The organism is Aciditerrimonas ferrireducens (assembly GCF_023130475.1).
Classification (GTDB): Bacteria; Actinomycetota; Acidimicrobiia; order Acidimicrobiales; family UBA8190; genus Aciditerrimonas; species Aciditerrimonas ferrireducens.
On the sequence record NZ_JAKHEX010000017.1, the window covers coordinates 1 to 14,426 of the forward strand.

The window sequence follows — 14,426 nt, forward strand, 5'->3', positions numbered from 1 at the left end:
AGGTCAGCTCGACCGGGGACCGCCAGCCTCGGGGTGCTGGCTGACCGTCGGTCGCTGCTCCCCCGGCGAGCGGCGCAGGGCCCCGAGCGCGCCGAGGGCGGACCCGAAGGTCAGGATCGCACCGAGCAGGCCGAGGAAGGGCGAGACGGCGAACGTCCCGACCATGAGCAGGACCCCGACGAGCGCCCCGAGGAGCCACCAGCGAGCCCGCTGGAGGGCCACGGCCCGGCTCCCTCGGTGGACCCGAGCGACGAAGCGCGGGTCGTGGCGCGCCAGGGAGCGCTCCAACTCCTCGAGTACCCGCTGCTCGTGCTCCGAGAGCGGCACCAGCACCCCCTCGCTGCTCGACCGGCCGGTCCGTCTCCTTACCTCAATCTTCGCGCAGGCCCAGGGAGCCCACAACGCCACCGGCGAGCCCTCGGGCCCCGGCCCCGGGCAGGGTCGACGCCGGCTGGAGGGCCCGTGGACCGAACCGGGTCCGCAGCTTCGAGGCCACGGCGTCCAGGCTGACCGGCGGACGCCGACGACCCACGGCGACGCCGCCCGGGGTCGAACCGTCGCCGCACCCGAACGGCAGCGTCGGGCTCTGGACCACCTCGTTCCTGGGCCGCAGCCCCTGCACGCTGACCTCGACCGCCCGGACCGCCGGCAGCCCGGGCAGCCGATCGAACAGGGCGAGGGCCTGCCGCCCCACCGACCAGGCTCCCCCGACCGCGTCGCTGCTGCTCGTCCGATGGTGGTCCCGGTGGGCCGGGTCTCGGAGGCCGACCGAGACGCTCCGAGCGAGCAGGCCCTCGTCGGCCAGCTGGTCGCCGAGGGCCTGTGCCAGGACGGCCACGACCCCCCGGAGCCGCTCGCGGTCCTCGACGTCGCTCGGAAAGGTCACGATCTTGCTGATCGACCGTCGGGGCCGGCTGGCCCGAACCGGTTCGTCGAGCTGTCCTTGGGCCAAGGCGAGGAGCCGGTCCCCGGCGGCCTGGCCGAGGCGCCGTCGGAGGACGGTCCGCGGCACGGTCCGCAGGTCGGCCACCTGGTGAAGACCGATCCCGGCCAGACGGGCCGCGGTCACCGGCCCGACCCCAGGCACCGCCGCCAGGGGCAGCGGGCCCAGGAAGTCGGCCTCGGCCTCCGGCGGGACGACCAGGATCCCGCGCTCGCCCCGGACGACCGGCGGGAGACGCTTGACCGCCCGTGAGGCCAGCTTGGCGACGTGCTTGTGGGCCGCCACGCCGACGGCGGCGCTGAGGCCGAGCTCGGTCGCCACCTGGCGACGCAACCCTTGGGCGAGGGCCGCCACCGCGCGATCCGAGCGGGCGTTCCCGCCCAGATCCAGGTAGGCCTCGTCCAGGCCGACCGGCTCGACGACGTCCGCCGCCGCCGCCTGCAGCAGGTCGAGGAACGCCCGTCCGATCTCCCGGTAGCGAGCCATCCGGAGGGGCCGGTGGACCGCCTCCGGGCAGCGCCGCAGCGCCTCCAGCATGGGCATGGCCGAGCGCACCCCGAAGCGGCGAGCCTCGTAGCTGCACGAGGCGACGACCGCCCGCGGGCCCGACCCGCCGACGACCACCGGCCGGCCAGCCAGGGCCGGCTCGTCGAGCACCTCGACGGCTGCGAAGAAGGCGTCGAGGTCCACGTGAAGGATCCGCAACTGCGAGCGGGCATCGACCCGATGGCTCACCACGACAGCAGCACTTGCCGGAAGGCCTCGGCCGCGGACAGGCCCGCGGCCCGTCCCTCCTCGCCGGCGCGCCGCCGGACCACCTCCCCCACCCATGCTCCCTCGTCGCCCAGCTGGCTCCGATGACAGCCCACCGCTTCGACCTTGGCCGCCAAGCCGTCGGCGACCTCGACCCACACCGTCGGCTGGAGCGTCCCCGACAGCAGGACCTCGGGGACCTCGTGCGGGGCACCCGCCTCGGGGAAGTAGGCCGGCCGACCTGCTGCCGGGGCCACCGCGTCGAGGGCCGCCGCCCCGACCACCCGGTGGTCCCGGTGGTTCACGTACCGTTCCCCGAAAACGAAGGCGGTCGGGTCAGGACAGAGCACCACCTCGGGCCGGACCTCCCGCACGACCCTGACCAGCTTCCGACGCAGCTCCCGGTCGTTCTCCACCTCGCCGTCCGGGTAGCCCAGGGCCCGCAGATCGGCCACCCCGAGGACCTTGGCGGCCGCCGCCATCTCCGAGGCCCGTTGCGCCGCCAGCGCTTCGGGGTCCACGCTCGGGCTCGTCGTCCCCTTCTCACCCTTCGTGCACACCACCAAGGTGACCTGGCAGCCGGCCTTGGCCCAGGTCGCCAGCGTTCCGCCACAGGACACGTCCGCGTCGTCAGGATGCGCGTAGATGGCCAGCGCCGACCGCGGCACCCCGCCGACCCGCAGCCGGCCGACCGCCGAAGGGCCACGAGCCTGACCAAGGGTGATGGCCTCGCCTTCTCCGGACACCCTCGGCCTCAGCTCCGCCTCTTCGGCTCGGTGGTCTTCGTCAGGAGGCCGACCTCCCGGGTGAAGTCCCCCACATGCTCGAAGCCCTTGTACACCGAAGCGAAACGCAGGTAGGCCACCTCGTCCAGGTCCCGGAGCCGTTCCAGGACGGCCAGCCCCACCTCTTGGCTCGTCACCTCGGCCTGGCCCCGCAAGGCCTCCTCGACCGAACTCACCAGGCCAGCCACCGCCTCGGCGGTGACCGGCCGGTTCTTCGCCGCCGCGAGGACGCCAGCCTTCACCTTGGCTCGGTCGAAGGGCTCCCGCCCGCCGTCCCGCTTCCGCACCCACAGCGGCGTCTGCTCGATCCGTTCGTAGGTCGTGTAGCGCCGGCCGCACGCACCGCACTCCCGCCGCCGCCGGATCACCGCGCCGTCCTCGGCCAGTCTCGAGTCGACGACCCGGTCGTCGACGCTGGCACACCACGGGCACCGCACCAGATCCACGGTAGCCCGCCCTCCTGACCTGCCCCTGAACGATCAGCACGACCCGAGGCACGACCCCCCGGGCCCGCCGCCCGCCGCCGGCGCCACCGCCAGCGTCCCGACCGGCGGCGGCACCTTCGGCAATGGCCGCATGGGCTGCCCCCAGATCGGCGACGCCAGGAGCGCGACCCCCACACTGGCGCCCAGCGCCGCCAGGAACCGTCGGCCGCTCCTCGCTCGACGACCCGGGCGCCCCCTCGCCCCCCGCTCGAGACCCCGGGCGTGACCCGCCCCCGGCTCCCTACCTTCGGGGACCAGCGGCCGCACCCAGCCCGTCGATCCGCCGCCACGCTCGCAGGCCCCCGACCGCGACGTGGGAAATCGACGTCGGCGGGATGCCGGGCGTCCTTCATGGGCGAACCCCATCCGACGGGATGGCGAACTGATGTTCGACATGTTCCTAGCATGGCCACGAACACGTGTTCATGTCAAGGGTGGGCCCTGCTGTGCCCTTCGGTGGCCACGGGGGTCTCCGGAGGGTTAGGAACCGAACGAATGTTTGTCCCCGGCGTGGTCAGGCGGTAGGCTGGTCGACGCGTGAAGGGAGTCGCCCCGGTGGACGAAGACGTCGAGCTCAGCCCGCGGCGCCGGCAGATCCTGGCGTTCATCGCCCGCTGCCAAGCCACCCGGGGCTACCCCCCCTCGGTCCGGGAGATCGGCGAGGCCGTCGGCCTGTGCTCGTCGGCCTCCGTCCACGGGCATCTGACGGCCCTCGAGGCCATGGGCTACCTCCGGCGGGACCCCAGCAAACCTCGGGCCATCGAGCTGCGGCGCCTGCCCGACCTGGAGGACGGGCACGGCGGGCCCGTTGAGGCCGGCACCTCGCTCGGGGCCGGCGCCGGAACCGTCGGGAGCGGGGCGGGGTACGGGCTCGGGGAGGCAATCGGCGCGCTTCGAGCCGTACCGGTGGTCGGCCAGGTGGCAGCTGGCACCGGCGTGCTCGCCGACGAGCTGGTCGAGGACGTCCTGCCGCTTCCCGCCAACCTCGTCGGTCAGGGCACCGTCTTCGGCTTGCGGGTCCGGGGGGACTCGATGATCGAGGCCGGGATCTTGGACGGCGACGTGGTGGTCGTGCGCCAACAGCCAACCGCCGACCCAGGCGACGTCGTGGTCGCCGGCCTCCCGGGCGAGGAGGCCACGGTCAAGACCTTCCGCCGGCGGGGTCGTGCGGTGGTCTTGGAGCCCGCCAACCCCCGCTACGAGCCGATCGTCCTCGATGCGGCCGAGGTCGTCCTCTACGGCAAGGTGGTCAGCCTGCTCCGGCAGTTCTAGGAGCGGGGCGGACCTGGCTCCCCCGGACCTCTGGGGTCGAGCTCGGGTCCGCTGGTCGGCAGTCCGACGAGGGCGCCGAGGACCCAGAACGCGTGGAGGAGTTCGTCCCGGTGGACCACTTCCCGGGGTCCGTGGGCCAGACGGGGGTCGCCTGGCCCGAAGTTGGCCGCCGGCACGCCCATGCCGGCGAAGGTGGCCACGTCGGTCCAGCCGAGCTTGGCGCGTGGGGCCTGACCGGTGGCCGCCACCAAGGCGGCCAGCCAGGGACTCGCCAGGTGGGGCGGCGCCGCCGGTGCCACGTCGAGGACTTCGAGCTGGTCCCCCAAGGCGGTTTGGAGGTCTTCCTCGACCCAGGCCTCGAGGGCAGCGAGGGCTTCCTCGGGGCTGCGGTCCGGGGCGAAGCGGTGGTTCAGGACCAACTGAGCCAGGTCGGGCACGACGTTCGCCGCCGCCCCTCCCTGGACCGCCACCGCCTGGAGCTGCTCCCGGTACTCGCAGCCATCCAGCCGGACCCGCCGGCCCGGATAGCTGCTGATCCGGGCCAGGAGCGGGGCCATGCGGTGGACGGCGTTCACCCCGGTCCAGGGTCGAGCGGTGTGGGCCCGTCGGCCCCCCAAGGTGACCCGGATCCGTGCGGTGCCCTGGCAGCCCGCCTCGACCACCCCGCCGGTCGGCTCGGCCAGGACGGCGGCATCGCCCTCGAGCAGGCCGGGACGCTCCTGGGCCAAGCGCCCCAAGGCGTTCTCTTCCCTGGCGACCTCCTCGCAGGCGTAGAACACGAAGGTCAAGCCCACTCTGGCGTGGGCGGCTCGGCAGGCCAGCTCCAGCAGCACGGCGAGCCCGCCCTTCATGTCGACCGCGCCCAGGCCGGCCACGGCATCGGGCAGTCGTTCGATCCCGAGGCCCTCGACCGCAGGCGGCACCGTGTCCAGGTGGCCGGCCAGGACCAGGCGGGCGCCGCCCCGATCGGCGCTCCGGGCGACCACGCTGTCCCCGATTCGCTCCACGCCCAGGTCCGCCACGCCCCGCACCTCGGCCTCCACGAGGTCGGCCAGCTCGGCCTCCTGATGGCTCACCGAGGCCACCTCGACCAACTGGGCGGTGCGCTCCAGCAACCGTTCCCCGAGGTCCTCCGCTTCGGCCCCGCTCATGAGGCCCTCGCTCGCTGGCTCGGCCCGGAGGGGTTCTGGTGCCGTCACAGGCCCGCTCCGTGGTCCCGCAAGAGGGACTCCAGCTGGGCCTTGTCGTGCCGCTCCCCCGGCGGGAGGCGCTTGATCACCAGGACGCAGGGCAGGAAGAACTCCCCCCCGGGGAAGGACCGGCGACGGCTGGCCGCCACCGCCACCGACCAGGCCGGCACCACGCCCCGGGAGAGCTCCTCGCCGGTCTGGGCGTCGAGGACGGGGATGGAGGGGTTCAGGATCGTCCCGGCTCCGAGGACCGCGCCCCGACCCACCCGGGCCCCCTCGGTCACCATCGCCCGGCTGCCGATCATGGCGTCGTCCTCGACGACCACCGGCACCGCGTTCGGCGGTTCGAGGACCCCGCCGATGCCGACCCCGCCCGAGAGGTGCACCCGGGCCCCGATCTGGGCGCAGGAACCCACCGTGGCCCAGGTGTCCACCATGCTGTCCGGGCCGACGTAGGCCCCGATGTTCACGTAGCTGGGCATGAGCACGCAGCCGGGCGCCACGTAGGAACCCCAACGCGCCGAGGCGCCCGGCACGACCCGGACGCCCGCCGCCGCCCACCCGCGCTTGAGGGGCAGCCGATCGGCGAACTCGAAGGGCCCGAGCTCCACGGTCTCGATCCGCCGGAGCCGGAAGAGCAGCAGGATGGCCTGCTTGAGCCACTCGTGGACCACGACCTCGCCCTCGGCGCCGACCTCGGCCACCCGGGCCTCGCCCCGGTCCAGCAGCCCGACGGCCGCCTCGACGCTGGCCAGGGCCTCGGCGTCCCCCGGCACCAGCTCGGCGCGCCGAGCCCAGAGCTCCTCGATGTCGGCGGAGAGGTCGGCCATCGGCGGCAGGCTAGCGTCCGGTCACCGGCCCGGCGTCACGATGACGGTCACCGGGAGCGAGGTCACCTCGGAAGATGCTCACGTCCAGCCGAGGGTCCTCGGCACCATGAACAGCCCGAATGCCATGACGACCACGCACAGGGCGGTGACCGCCAGGCGCTGGGCACCCCGCATGCGGTCCTCCTCGGGCAGGGCCTTCGCCTCCAGGGCCAGGAGGAAGCCCAGGACGACCGGCAGGAGGAGGGCGTTCATGACCTCGACGTCGATGACGAGGTGCACGAGGTCCAGGCTGAGCAGGACGATGACGGCGCCCAGGACGTGGGCCAGGGAGTAGACGGTGGAGAACTTCGCCGAGCGGCGGTTCGGCCGTTCGTTGAGGCTGTGGGTCCAGCCGAAGACCTCGGCGATGCCCCAGGCCCCGGCCAGCGACGCCACCAGCGCGGCGACCAGGCCTGCGCCGAGCATGGCGACCCCAAGCAGCACGTCGGCCGCCGCCGGACCGACGAAGGGCCGAAGCGCCCGAGCGAGCTCGCCGACCGTGTCCAGCGACGCCCCTGCGTGGCGCCTGCCGATCGTGGCCGCAAAGGTCACGACCATCACGATCATGATCGCCTGGGTCAGCACGGCGCCGACCGCCGTGTCCCGCCGCTCGGCCCGGATGTGGGCCCGGGTGAGCCCTTTGTCGACGACCGCGCCCTGCTGATAGAAGATCATCCACGGCATGATCACGGCGCCGACGTTGGCCGCCAGGAGCAGCACGAAGGAGCCGTTGCCGAGCGGCAGCTGCACCAGGCCCCGGCCCAGTGCCCCGAGGCTCGGGTGCGCCAGGATCATGGCTGGTACGAAGACCAGCTCCGCCAAGCCGAAGGCGATGCCGATGCGCTCGGCCCGCCGGTAGCTGCCGGTCAGGGCGATCCCGCAGAGGAAGGCGGCGGCGACCGACACGGTGAGGGCTCGGGGGAGCCCGAAGAGCTCCCCTACCCCGGCCACGCCGGCGAACTCGGTCAGGAGCGCCCCGACGCTCGCGGCGAAGAGGGTCAGGGCCGACAGCAGCCCCCACCAAGGTCCGAAACGCTCCCGGATGAGGGCGCCGTGCCCCTTCCCGGTCACGATGCCCAGCCGGACGGTCATCTCTTGGACCACATAGAGGATCGGGACGAGGAGCAGCTGCGGCAGCACCATCCGGTACCCGAACTGGGCGCCGGACTGGGCCGCGGTCACGAGACTGCCGACGTCGGTGTCGGCCAGCATGACCACCAGGCCGGGCCCCCAGATGGCGAGCAGCCCGAGCGCCCAGGGCCAGCGCCGCCGAGTGGCCCGCGTCGCCGTCGGGCGGCTGACCGGTCCGACCGGCAGGCGGGCTGCGTCCTCGATCCCCTCGCCCACCCCCGAAGATTAGGTTACCCTAACTTTCTCTATCAAGCTGCCCGAAACTCGTGCCTGTCCGGCGCAGTCCGGGCCGCCCCGCCTAGCAGCGGTCCTCAGGCCTCCTGGTCCGCCGCCAGGACCTCGGCCAGGCCCGTGGGACCGAGCTTTTCGAGCCGGCGGGCGACCGCTTCGAGCCGCTCGTCCGGCACGACCACGGCCAGCCGGAGGTGCCGGGCCGGGCGCTCGCCGTAGAGGTCGCCGGGGCTGCCAACGATGCCGGCGGCCCGAGCCAGGGCCCGGGCGAGGACCCAGGCGTCGCCCCGGGCGGCTGCCGGGGCCGGCACCCAGAGGTAGAAGCCCCCGGCCGGCAGCTCGACGGGCGCCCCCGCCGCCTCGAGCGCCCCGGCCAGGCGCTCCAGGCGGCGGCGGTAGCGGTCCCGTTGGAGGGCGACGTGCTCGTCGTCGGCCCACGCGGCGACGGCCGCCGCCTGGGCCGGGGCGGGCACCATCATGCCGAGGTGCCGCCGGAGCTGGACCAGCTCGCCGACCAGGCCCGGGTCCCCGGCGAAGCAGCCGACCCGTAGACCGGCGAGGTTCGACCGCTTGGAGAGGGAGTGGACCGCGACCACCCCCTCGGCGCCCCCGGCCAGGACGGTCCGGGGCGGCCCCTGCCAGGTCAGCTCGACGTAGCACTCGTCGGAGAACAGGGGCACCCCGGCCGCGCGGGCGAAGGCCGCTGCCTCCTCCAGGTCGGTCAATGCTCCGCTCGGGTTGGCCGGGCTGTTCACCCAGATCAAAAGGGCCCGCCTCAAGGTCTCGCTCGACAGGGCCCCCCAGTTCGGTCGGCCCCCGGGGCCCTCGGGGATGGCCAGCACCCGGCAGCCGGCCAGGCGGGCCCCCATGGCGTAGGTCGGGTAGGCGACCGCCGGGCAGAGCACGAGGTCCCGCTCGGGTCGCCGCTGGCGGAGCAGCCAGGGCACCGTGGCCACGAGCTCCTTCGTGCCCACGCAGAGGCCGACCTGGCCCGGTTCCACCCGGACGTCGAAGCGTCGGGCCATCCAGTCGGCGGCCGCGGCCCGCGCCTCGGGGGTGCCGGCCGAGGGCGGGTAGCCCGGCAGGCCCTCGGCCCGGGCCAGCGCCGCCTCGACCACCTCGGGGGGCGGGTCGCAGGGCGTGCCGATCGAGAGGTCGACCGCCCCCTCGGGATGGGCGGCTGCCAGTCCCTGGAGCTCGGCGAGGCGGTCGTAGGGGTAGGGCTCGAGCGCGCTCACTGCTCGACCACGAATGCTCGGAAGCGGGCCACGCCCACCTGGTCCAGCACCACCTGCACCGTCGTCCCTCCTTCCCCGTGCTCCTCCCGCAGGACCTCGCCCTCCCGGTGCACCGCCGCTAGGACGTCGCCCCGCTCGAAGGGCACCACCAAGGTGGCCACCTGGTCGTTGGCCCGCAGCCGCCCGGCGAGCACGTCGACGAGGACCTCGAGCCCCTGACCGGTGGCGGCCGCCACCACGACGGCCTCGGGATGCCGGGCGGCCAGGCGTTCGACGACCTGCGGGTCCCGGTCCGCCTTGTTCAGCACCAGTAGCTCGGGTAGCTCGGCTGCGCCGATCTCGTCCAGGACCTCCCGGACCGCCGCCATCTGGGCCTCGGCCGTGGGCACCGAACCGTCGACCACGTGGAGCAGCAGATCGGCCTGGCGGACCTCGGCCAAGGTAGTCCGGAACGCCTCGACGAGCTGGTGGGGCAGCTTCCGCACGAAGCCCACGGTGTCCGACACCAAGACGGTCTCCCCGCCTGGGAGGGCCAGGCGCCGGGTCCGGGGGTCCAGGGTGGAGAAGAGCCGGTCGGCCACGACCACCTCGCTGCCGGTCAGGGCCCGCAACAGGGTGGACTTGCCGGCGTTCGTGTAGCCGACCAGGGCCACCGACCGCTGCCGGGACCGGCGCCGCCAGCGGGCCTGGGTGGCCCGGGTGGCCTCCAGCTCCTCCAGTTCGTCCTGCAAGGCGGCGATCCGCCGGAGCAGGCGCCGGCGGTCCACCTCGAGCTGGCTCTCCCCGGGTCCCCGGGTGCCGATCCCACCGGCCAACCGGCTCATGGCCGTGCCCCGGCCCCGGAGCCGGGGCAGGCGGTAGCGGAGCAGGGCGAGCTCCACCTGGGCCTTGCCCTCCTGGCTCCGGGCGTTCTGGGCGAAGATGTCGAGGATCACCGCTGTGCGGTCGATGGCGGTCCGTCCGAGGATCCGCTCCAGGTTCCGCTGCTGGGCGGGGCTCAGCTCGTCGTCGAAGACCACCGTGTCGGCGTCCAGGGTCTCGGCGAGCTGGTGGAGCTCCTCGGCCTTGCCCGCCCCGAGGAAGGTGGCCGGGTCGGGCCGGTCCCGACGCTGGACCATGCGGCCCACGACCAGGGCCCCGGCGGTCTCGACCAGGCGCGCCAGCTCCTCGAGGTCGTCCTCCACCTGGGCGACCCGGTTCCAGGGGAAGACCACCCCGACGAGGACGATCCGCTCCTGGACCCGCCGGTCGATGAGGGTCACGGACGCTGCGGCCCCCACAGCCACGCCCGGGCCACCCGGACCTCGGCCACCCGGCGCGACGGTCCCCCGAGGCGGACGCCGTCGGACCCGAGGGCCACCCGCAGCACCCCGCCGGGGTTGGCCACGTCGAGCGGCGCCGGGCTCAGCCCCGACGCCGCCACCACCGCCCCGAAGGCCACGCTGCCGGTCCCGCAGGCCTGGGTCAGCCCGACTCCCCGCTCGAAGACCGCCATGCGGGCCCGACCCGGGCCCTCGAGCACCCCGACCTCGAGGTTCGCCCCCCCCGGCACCAGCCGACCCACCGACGGCCCGAGGCGAGCGGCCAGCGCCCCGAGCTCCTCCCGGTCCCGGGCCTCGCCGAGCACGACGACCACATGGGGGTTGCCGGCCCCGGCCAGCCGGACCCAGAGCCGCGGGCCGGGGACGGCCTCGGTGAGCATCGCCTGGAGGGCGGCCACGGCACCGTCCTCGAGGCGGGGCGCGCCCGCCGGGGCACCGGCCACCGGGAGGAGCTCCTCCCAGCGGTCCCCCGCCCGGACCCAGCCGGGTCCCAGCTCGACCGGCCCCATGGCGACCTCGGCCTCGGCGGTCCCCGGGGCCTCGGTCCGCCTGACCTCGACGGTCCGGAGGCCCGCTGCGGTGGCCACCCGGACCGCTCCAGGGCCCACCCGGCCGGCGTCGAGGGCGGCGTGGACCAGACACCGCACCCCGTTGCCGCTCATCTCCGCCTGGGAGCCGTCGGCGTTCCAGAGGACCATCCCGAGGTCGCTCCCCGCCGATCCCGGCCGGAGCTCCAGCAGCCCGTCCGCCCCGACCCCCAAGCGGCGGTGGCAGAGGGCCACGACCTCGTCGGCCCGAAGCGGCCCCTCCGCGGGGGGGTCGAGGAGCACCAGGAAGTCGTTGCCCGCCCCCTCGTACTTCCCGAGGGCCAGCATCGCCTCGCCGGAGCTCATCGGCGACCCGCCGCTCGAGGGTCCGCGCCGGCGGCGTCCCAGGCGGCCAGCAGCGCCGGCAGGGCGTCGGCCGGGTCGAGCCACTGGATTCGGGGATCCCGCCGGAACCAGGCCCACTGGCGGCGAGCCAGCACCCGGCTCCGGCGCTCGGCCTCCTCGTAGCAGGCCGCCAGGTCCGCCCCTTCCTCGAGGTGCCGCAGGACTTCCCGGTACCCGACCGCTTGGCGGGCGGTCCGCGACAGCCCAGCCGGCCGGGCGGCGAGCGCCCGGACCTCGGCCAGCAGGCTGCCCTGCCGCCAGGTGGCGAAGCGCTCGGCGATGCGCCGGTCCACGACGCCGGGCTCGAAGGGCAGGCCCAGCAGCCGGACCGGGGTCGGCGGGTAGCGGGTCAGGCCGGGCCCGTAGGACGAGAAGGGACGTCCCGACCCCAGGGTCACCTCCAGGGCCCGCACCACCCGTCGGCGGTTCCCCGGCTCGATCCGGCTGGCCGCCAGGGGGTCCAGGGCGGCCAGCCGGGCGAACGCCGCGGCCAGGCCGGCGGGGTCGGCCGTCTCGGCCCACAGCTCCTCGGCCAGGGCCGGGTAGCGGCCCGGCAGCTGCAGGTCGTCGACGAGGGCCCGCAGGTAGAGGCCCGTGCCCCCCACCAGCAGGGCCCGGTGCCCCCGGCGCTCGATCGCCGCCACGGCGGCCAGGGCCTCGGCCCGGAAGCGGGCCACGGTGTACTCCTCGTCGGGATCGGCCACGTCCACCAGGTGGTGCGGGACCCGCAGACGCGCCGCTGCCGAGGGCTTGGCCGTGGCCACGTCCATGCCCCGGTAGACGGCCATCGAGTCGACCGAGACCACCTCCACGTCGGGTCGCCGCTCGGCGAGGGCCAGGGCGAGGGCCGTCTTGCCCGAGGCGGTGCAGCCCACCAAGGCCAGATGCCCGGCACCGACCGACGCCCGATCACCCGGCCCCGGCCGGGTCGGCGGACCCGGTTCACGGGAGCTGGCCACCGGCAGGGCGATGCTCGACACCGCTCAGCCGAGGACGGCGACCGGCACCCGCCGGCGGGTCGGCTGGTGCCGGGGGGGCTGGAGCACCGCCCGGAGCTCGCCCCGCAGGAAGTGGGGGGCGGCCCCCACGATCCCCACCGTGACGTAGCTGCCGGCTGCTGGCCAGCGCGCCGGGTCGGGCTCGGCCACGTGGACCAGCTTCCCCTGGGCGGTACGACCGGACCACGCGCCGGGGTCCTTGGTCGAGGGCCCCTCGACGAGGACCTCTTCCTCCCGGCCCACCCGGGCCTGATGGCGGGCCAGGGCGCTGCGCTCGACCACCACCCGGAGCCGCTCGAACCGCTCCGCCACCACCTCGGGGTCGACGAAGCTCGCCGTCATGCCGGCGGCCTCGGTCCCCGGGCGGGGCGAGAAGATGAAGGTGTACGCCGAGTCGTAGCCGACCTCGGCGGCCACCGCCAGGGTCTGGCTGAAGTCCTCCTCGGTCTCCCCGGGGAAGCCCACGATGATGTCCGTCGTGACGGCCAAATCCGGGACCGCGGCCCGAGCGGCCGCCAGCCGGTCGAGGTAGCGCTGGGCCGTGTACCCCCGGTGCATCGCGGCCAGGACCCGGTCGGAGCCCGACTGGAGGGGCAGGTGGAGCTGGGGGCAGACCGCCTCGGTCTCGGCCATGGCCGCGATGGTCTCGGGCCGCAGGTCCTTGGGGTGCGGGCTGGTGAAGCGCACCCGCCGGATGCCCGGCACCGACCCGACCGCCCGCAGCAGCTCGGCGAACAGCGGCCGCCGGCGGGTCAGGTCCCGGCCGTAGGAGTTCACGTTCTGGCCCAGCAAGGTGACCTCGGTGACGCCCCGGGTAGCCAGCTGTTCGACCTCGGCCACCACCTCGGCCAAGGGCCGGCTCGCCTCCCGCCCCCGCACCTGGGGCACGATGCAAAAAGCGCAGCGGTTGTCACAGCCCACCTGGATGGTGACCCACGCCGAGAAGGGCAGGTCCCGACGCTGGGCGGCCACCGGCCCGTCGTCGTGACCCTCGGGCCCCTCGGGCACCGCCACCACCGGCCCCTCCTCGGCCGCTCGCCGCAGCAACCCTGGCGCGGCCCCGAGGTTGTGGGTCCCGAAGACCACGTCCACGTGGGGGGCCCGCGCCACGATGCCCTCCCGGTCCTTCTGGGCCAGGCAGCCCCCCACGGCGATCTGGAGCCCTGGGCGCCGCTCCTTCCACGCCTTCAACTGGCCCAGCTGGCCGTAGAGCCGCTGGTCGGCGCTCTCCCGGATGCAGCAGGTGGTGAAGACCACGACGTCGGCGTCCTCCAGCGACGAGGCCGGGACCAGGCCGTCGTCCTCCAGCAGACCGGCGAGGCGCGCGGCGTCGTGCTCGTTCATCTGGCATCCGAAGGTGCGCAGCAGGTAGCGGCGGGCCACCGGCTCAGTCTACGAGGGCTGCCAGGGCTGCCACCGGCCCTGCTCGTCGGCCACGCAGAGCCCGACCTGGTCGGCTGCCAGCGCCCAGGCCTGCCCGGCCACCCCGGCAGCGGCCAGGGCCCGGTCCCCGGCTCGGCGGACCTCTTCCTGGCGAGGCGCCTCGCAGATCCCGAGCAGCGTCGGCCCTGCACCCGACCAGCAGGCCGCCTTGGCCCCGGCCGCCACCAGCTCGCCGAGCAGCCGGGGGGCCTCCGGGAACAGCTGGCTGCGCTGGGCCTGGTGCAGGCGGTCCTCGGCCGCCTCGGGGACGAGCTGGCGGTGGTCGGCCAGACCAGCGAGCAGCAGGGCCAGGCGCCCCAGGTTGAAAGTGGCGTCCTGCCGGGCGACGCTGGCCGGCAGGACCCGGCGCGCCTCGGCCGTGCTGAGCGGCCGGTCCGGCACGAGGCAGACGAAGGCCAGCGCCGGATCCAGGGGGAGCCGCACCACTCGGGGCCGGCCGTCGACCACCGTGGCGGCCACCAGGCCCCCGAGGACGCTGGCCGCCGCGTTCTCCGGGTGCCCGTCGACCTCGGCGGCCACCCCCAGGGGGTCCGGCGAGCCCGCCGCTGCCGCTGCCGCCGCCGCCAGGGCGGCCGAGGAGCCCAGGCCCCGGGCCACCGGGATCTCCGAGCGGACGGTCACCGCCAGGCGGTCATGGCCCGCCACCGCGATGGCCACCCGGGCCGCCAGGTGCTCGGCGTCCTGCGGCAGGCTCGCCCCCTCGCCCTCGGTGCGGACCGCCAGGGCCGGTGCCGGGGTCACCTCGACCTCCACGTAGCGGGCCAGGGCCAGGGCCAGGACGTCGAAACCAGGTCCCAGGTTCGCCGAGGAGGCCGGGGCACGCGCTCGCACGGC

14 protein-coding genes are annotated in these 14,426 nt (G+C 75.0%); 1 reads left to right on the forward strand and 13 read right to left on the reverse strand.

All coding sequences use genetic code 11. The annotated features are described in order from the left end of the window. Positions 1-3: 3 nt before the first annotated feature. The 4 genes from Acit_RS09605 to nrdR are packed head-to-tail and all read right to left on the reverse strand — an operon-like array spanning position 4 to position 2,918. Positions 4-327 (reverse strand): DUF3040 domain-containing protein, encoded by a 324-nt coding sequence (locus tag Acit_RS09605; RefSeq protein ID WP_248108499.1) that lies wholly within the window; start codon positions 325-327, stop codon positions 4-6. A gap of 43 nt (positions 328-370) precedes the next feature. Next, positions 371-1,678 (reverse strand): DNA polymerase IV, encoded by a 1,308-nt coding sequence (dinB, locus tag Acit_RS09610; RefSeq protein WP_248108507.1) that lies wholly within the window; start codon positions 1,676-1,678, stop codon positions 371-373. Then, on the reverse strand, positions 1,675-2,442 hold the full coding sequence (locus Acit_RS09615; RefSeq protein ID WP_248108509.1) for a PIG-L deacetylase family protein: 768 nt from the start codon (positions 2,440-2,442) through the stop codon (positions 1,675-1,677). Before Acit_RS09615 ends, dinB begins: the two co-directional genes overlap by 4 nt. Positions 2,443-2,450: 8 nt before the next feature. Further along, entirely contained in the window at positions 2,451-2,918 is a 468-nt protein-coding gene (gene nrdR / locus Acit_RS09620) for a transcriptional regulator NrdR (RefSeq protein WP_248108511.1), read from the reverse strand. 585 nt (positions 2,919-3,503) lie between these two features. Between nrdR and lexA the strand changes: the two genes are divergently transcribed. Beyond that, positions 3,504-4,238, forward strand: a complete 735-nt coding sequence (gene lexA / locus Acit_RS09625) for a transcriptional repressor LexA (protein ID WP_248108513.1) — start codon at positions 3,504-3,506, stop codon at positions 4,236-4,238. Here the strand turns inward: lexA and dapE are convergent. The 9 genes from dapE to thrB form a co-directional block, all read right to left on the reverse strand. Beyond that, on the reverse strand, positions 4,235-5,389 hold the full coding sequence (gene dapE, locus Acit_RS09630) for a succinyl-diaminopimelate desuccinylase (RefSeq protein ID WP_248108515.1): 1,155 nt from the start codon (positions 5,387-5,389) through the stop codon (positions 4,235-4,237). The genes lexA and dapE overlap by 4 nt on opposite strands. Positions 5,390-5,433: 44 nt before the next feature. Next, a complete protein-coding gene (locus tag Acit_RS09635) occupies positions 5,434-6,258 on the reverse strand; it encodes a 2,3,4,5-tetrahydropyridine-2,6-dicarboxylate N-succinyltransferase (RefSeq protein ID WP_248108517.1) in 825 nt (274 codons plus the stop codon). 78 nt (positions 6,259-6,336) lie between these two features. Next, positions 6,337-7,632, reverse strand: a complete 1,296-nt coding sequence (locus Acit_RS09640; RefSeq protein ID WP_376746044.1) for an NRAMP family divalent metal transporter — start codon at positions 7,630-7,632, stop codon at positions 6,337-6,339. 107 nt (positions 7,633-7,739) lie between these two features. Then, positions 7,740-8,897, reverse strand: coding sequence for an aminotransferase class I/II-fold pyridoxal phosphate-dependent enzyme (locus Acit_RS09645; protein WP_248108521.1), 1,158 nt, complete (start codon positions 8,895-8,897; stop codon positions 7,740-7,742). After that, complete coding sequence (gene hflX, locus Acit_RS09650) at positions 8,894-10,159, reverse strand: GTPase HflX (RefSeq protein WP_248108523.1); 1,266 nt, start codon at positions 10,157-10,159, stop codon at positions 8,894-8,896. The genes Acit_RS09645 and hflX overlap by 4 nt, the downstream gene beginning before the upstream one ends. Beyond that, positions 10,156-11,112, reverse strand: a complete 957-nt coding sequence (dapF, locus tag Acit_RS09655) for a diaminopimelate epimerase (protein WP_248108525.1) — start codon at positions 11,110-11,112, stop codon at positions 10,156-10,158. The genes hflX and dapF overlap by 4 nt, the downstream gene beginning before the upstream one ends. After that, a complete protein-coding gene (gene miaA, locus Acit_RS09660) occupies positions 11,109-12,131 on the reverse strand; it encodes a tRNA (adenosine(37)-N6)-dimethylallyltransferase MiaA (RefSeq protein ID WP_248108527.1) in 1,023 nt (340 codons plus the stop codon). The genes dapF and miaA overlap by 4 nt, the downstream gene beginning before the upstream one ends. Before the next feature lie 3 nt (positions 12,132-12,134). Continuing rightward, on the reverse strand, positions 12,135-13,532 hold the full coding sequence (gene miaB / locus Acit_RS09665) for a tRNA (N6-isopentenyl adenosine(37)-C2)-methylthiotransferase MiaB (protein WP_248108529.1): 1,398 nt from the start codon (positions 13,530-13,532) through the stop codon (positions 12,135-12,137). A 9-nt stretch (positions 13,533-13,541) separates the two neighbouring features. Further along, positions 13,542-14,423: a homoserine kinase gene (gene thrB / locus Acit_RS09670; protein WP_248108531.1), complete on the reverse strand. Its 882-nt coding sequence runs from the start codon at positions 14,421-14,423 to the stop codon at positions 13,542-13,544. Positions 14,424-14,426 lie beyond the last annotated feature (3 nt).

Excerpts from the sequence above, each read along its gene's own strand:
- Acit_RS09635 (WP_248108517.1), bottom strand. The coding sequence starts at position 6,258 with ATGGCCGACCTCTCCGCCGACATCGAGGAGCTCTGGGCTCGGCGCGCC.
- dapE (WP_248108515.1), bottom strand. The coding sequence starts at position 5,389 with ATGAGCGGGGCCGAAGCGGAGGACCTCGGGGAACGGTTGCTGGAGCGC.
- dapF (WP_248108525.1), bottom strand. The coding sequence starts at position 11,112 with ATGAGCTCCGGCGAGGCGATGCTGGCCCTCGGGAAGTACGAGGGGGCG.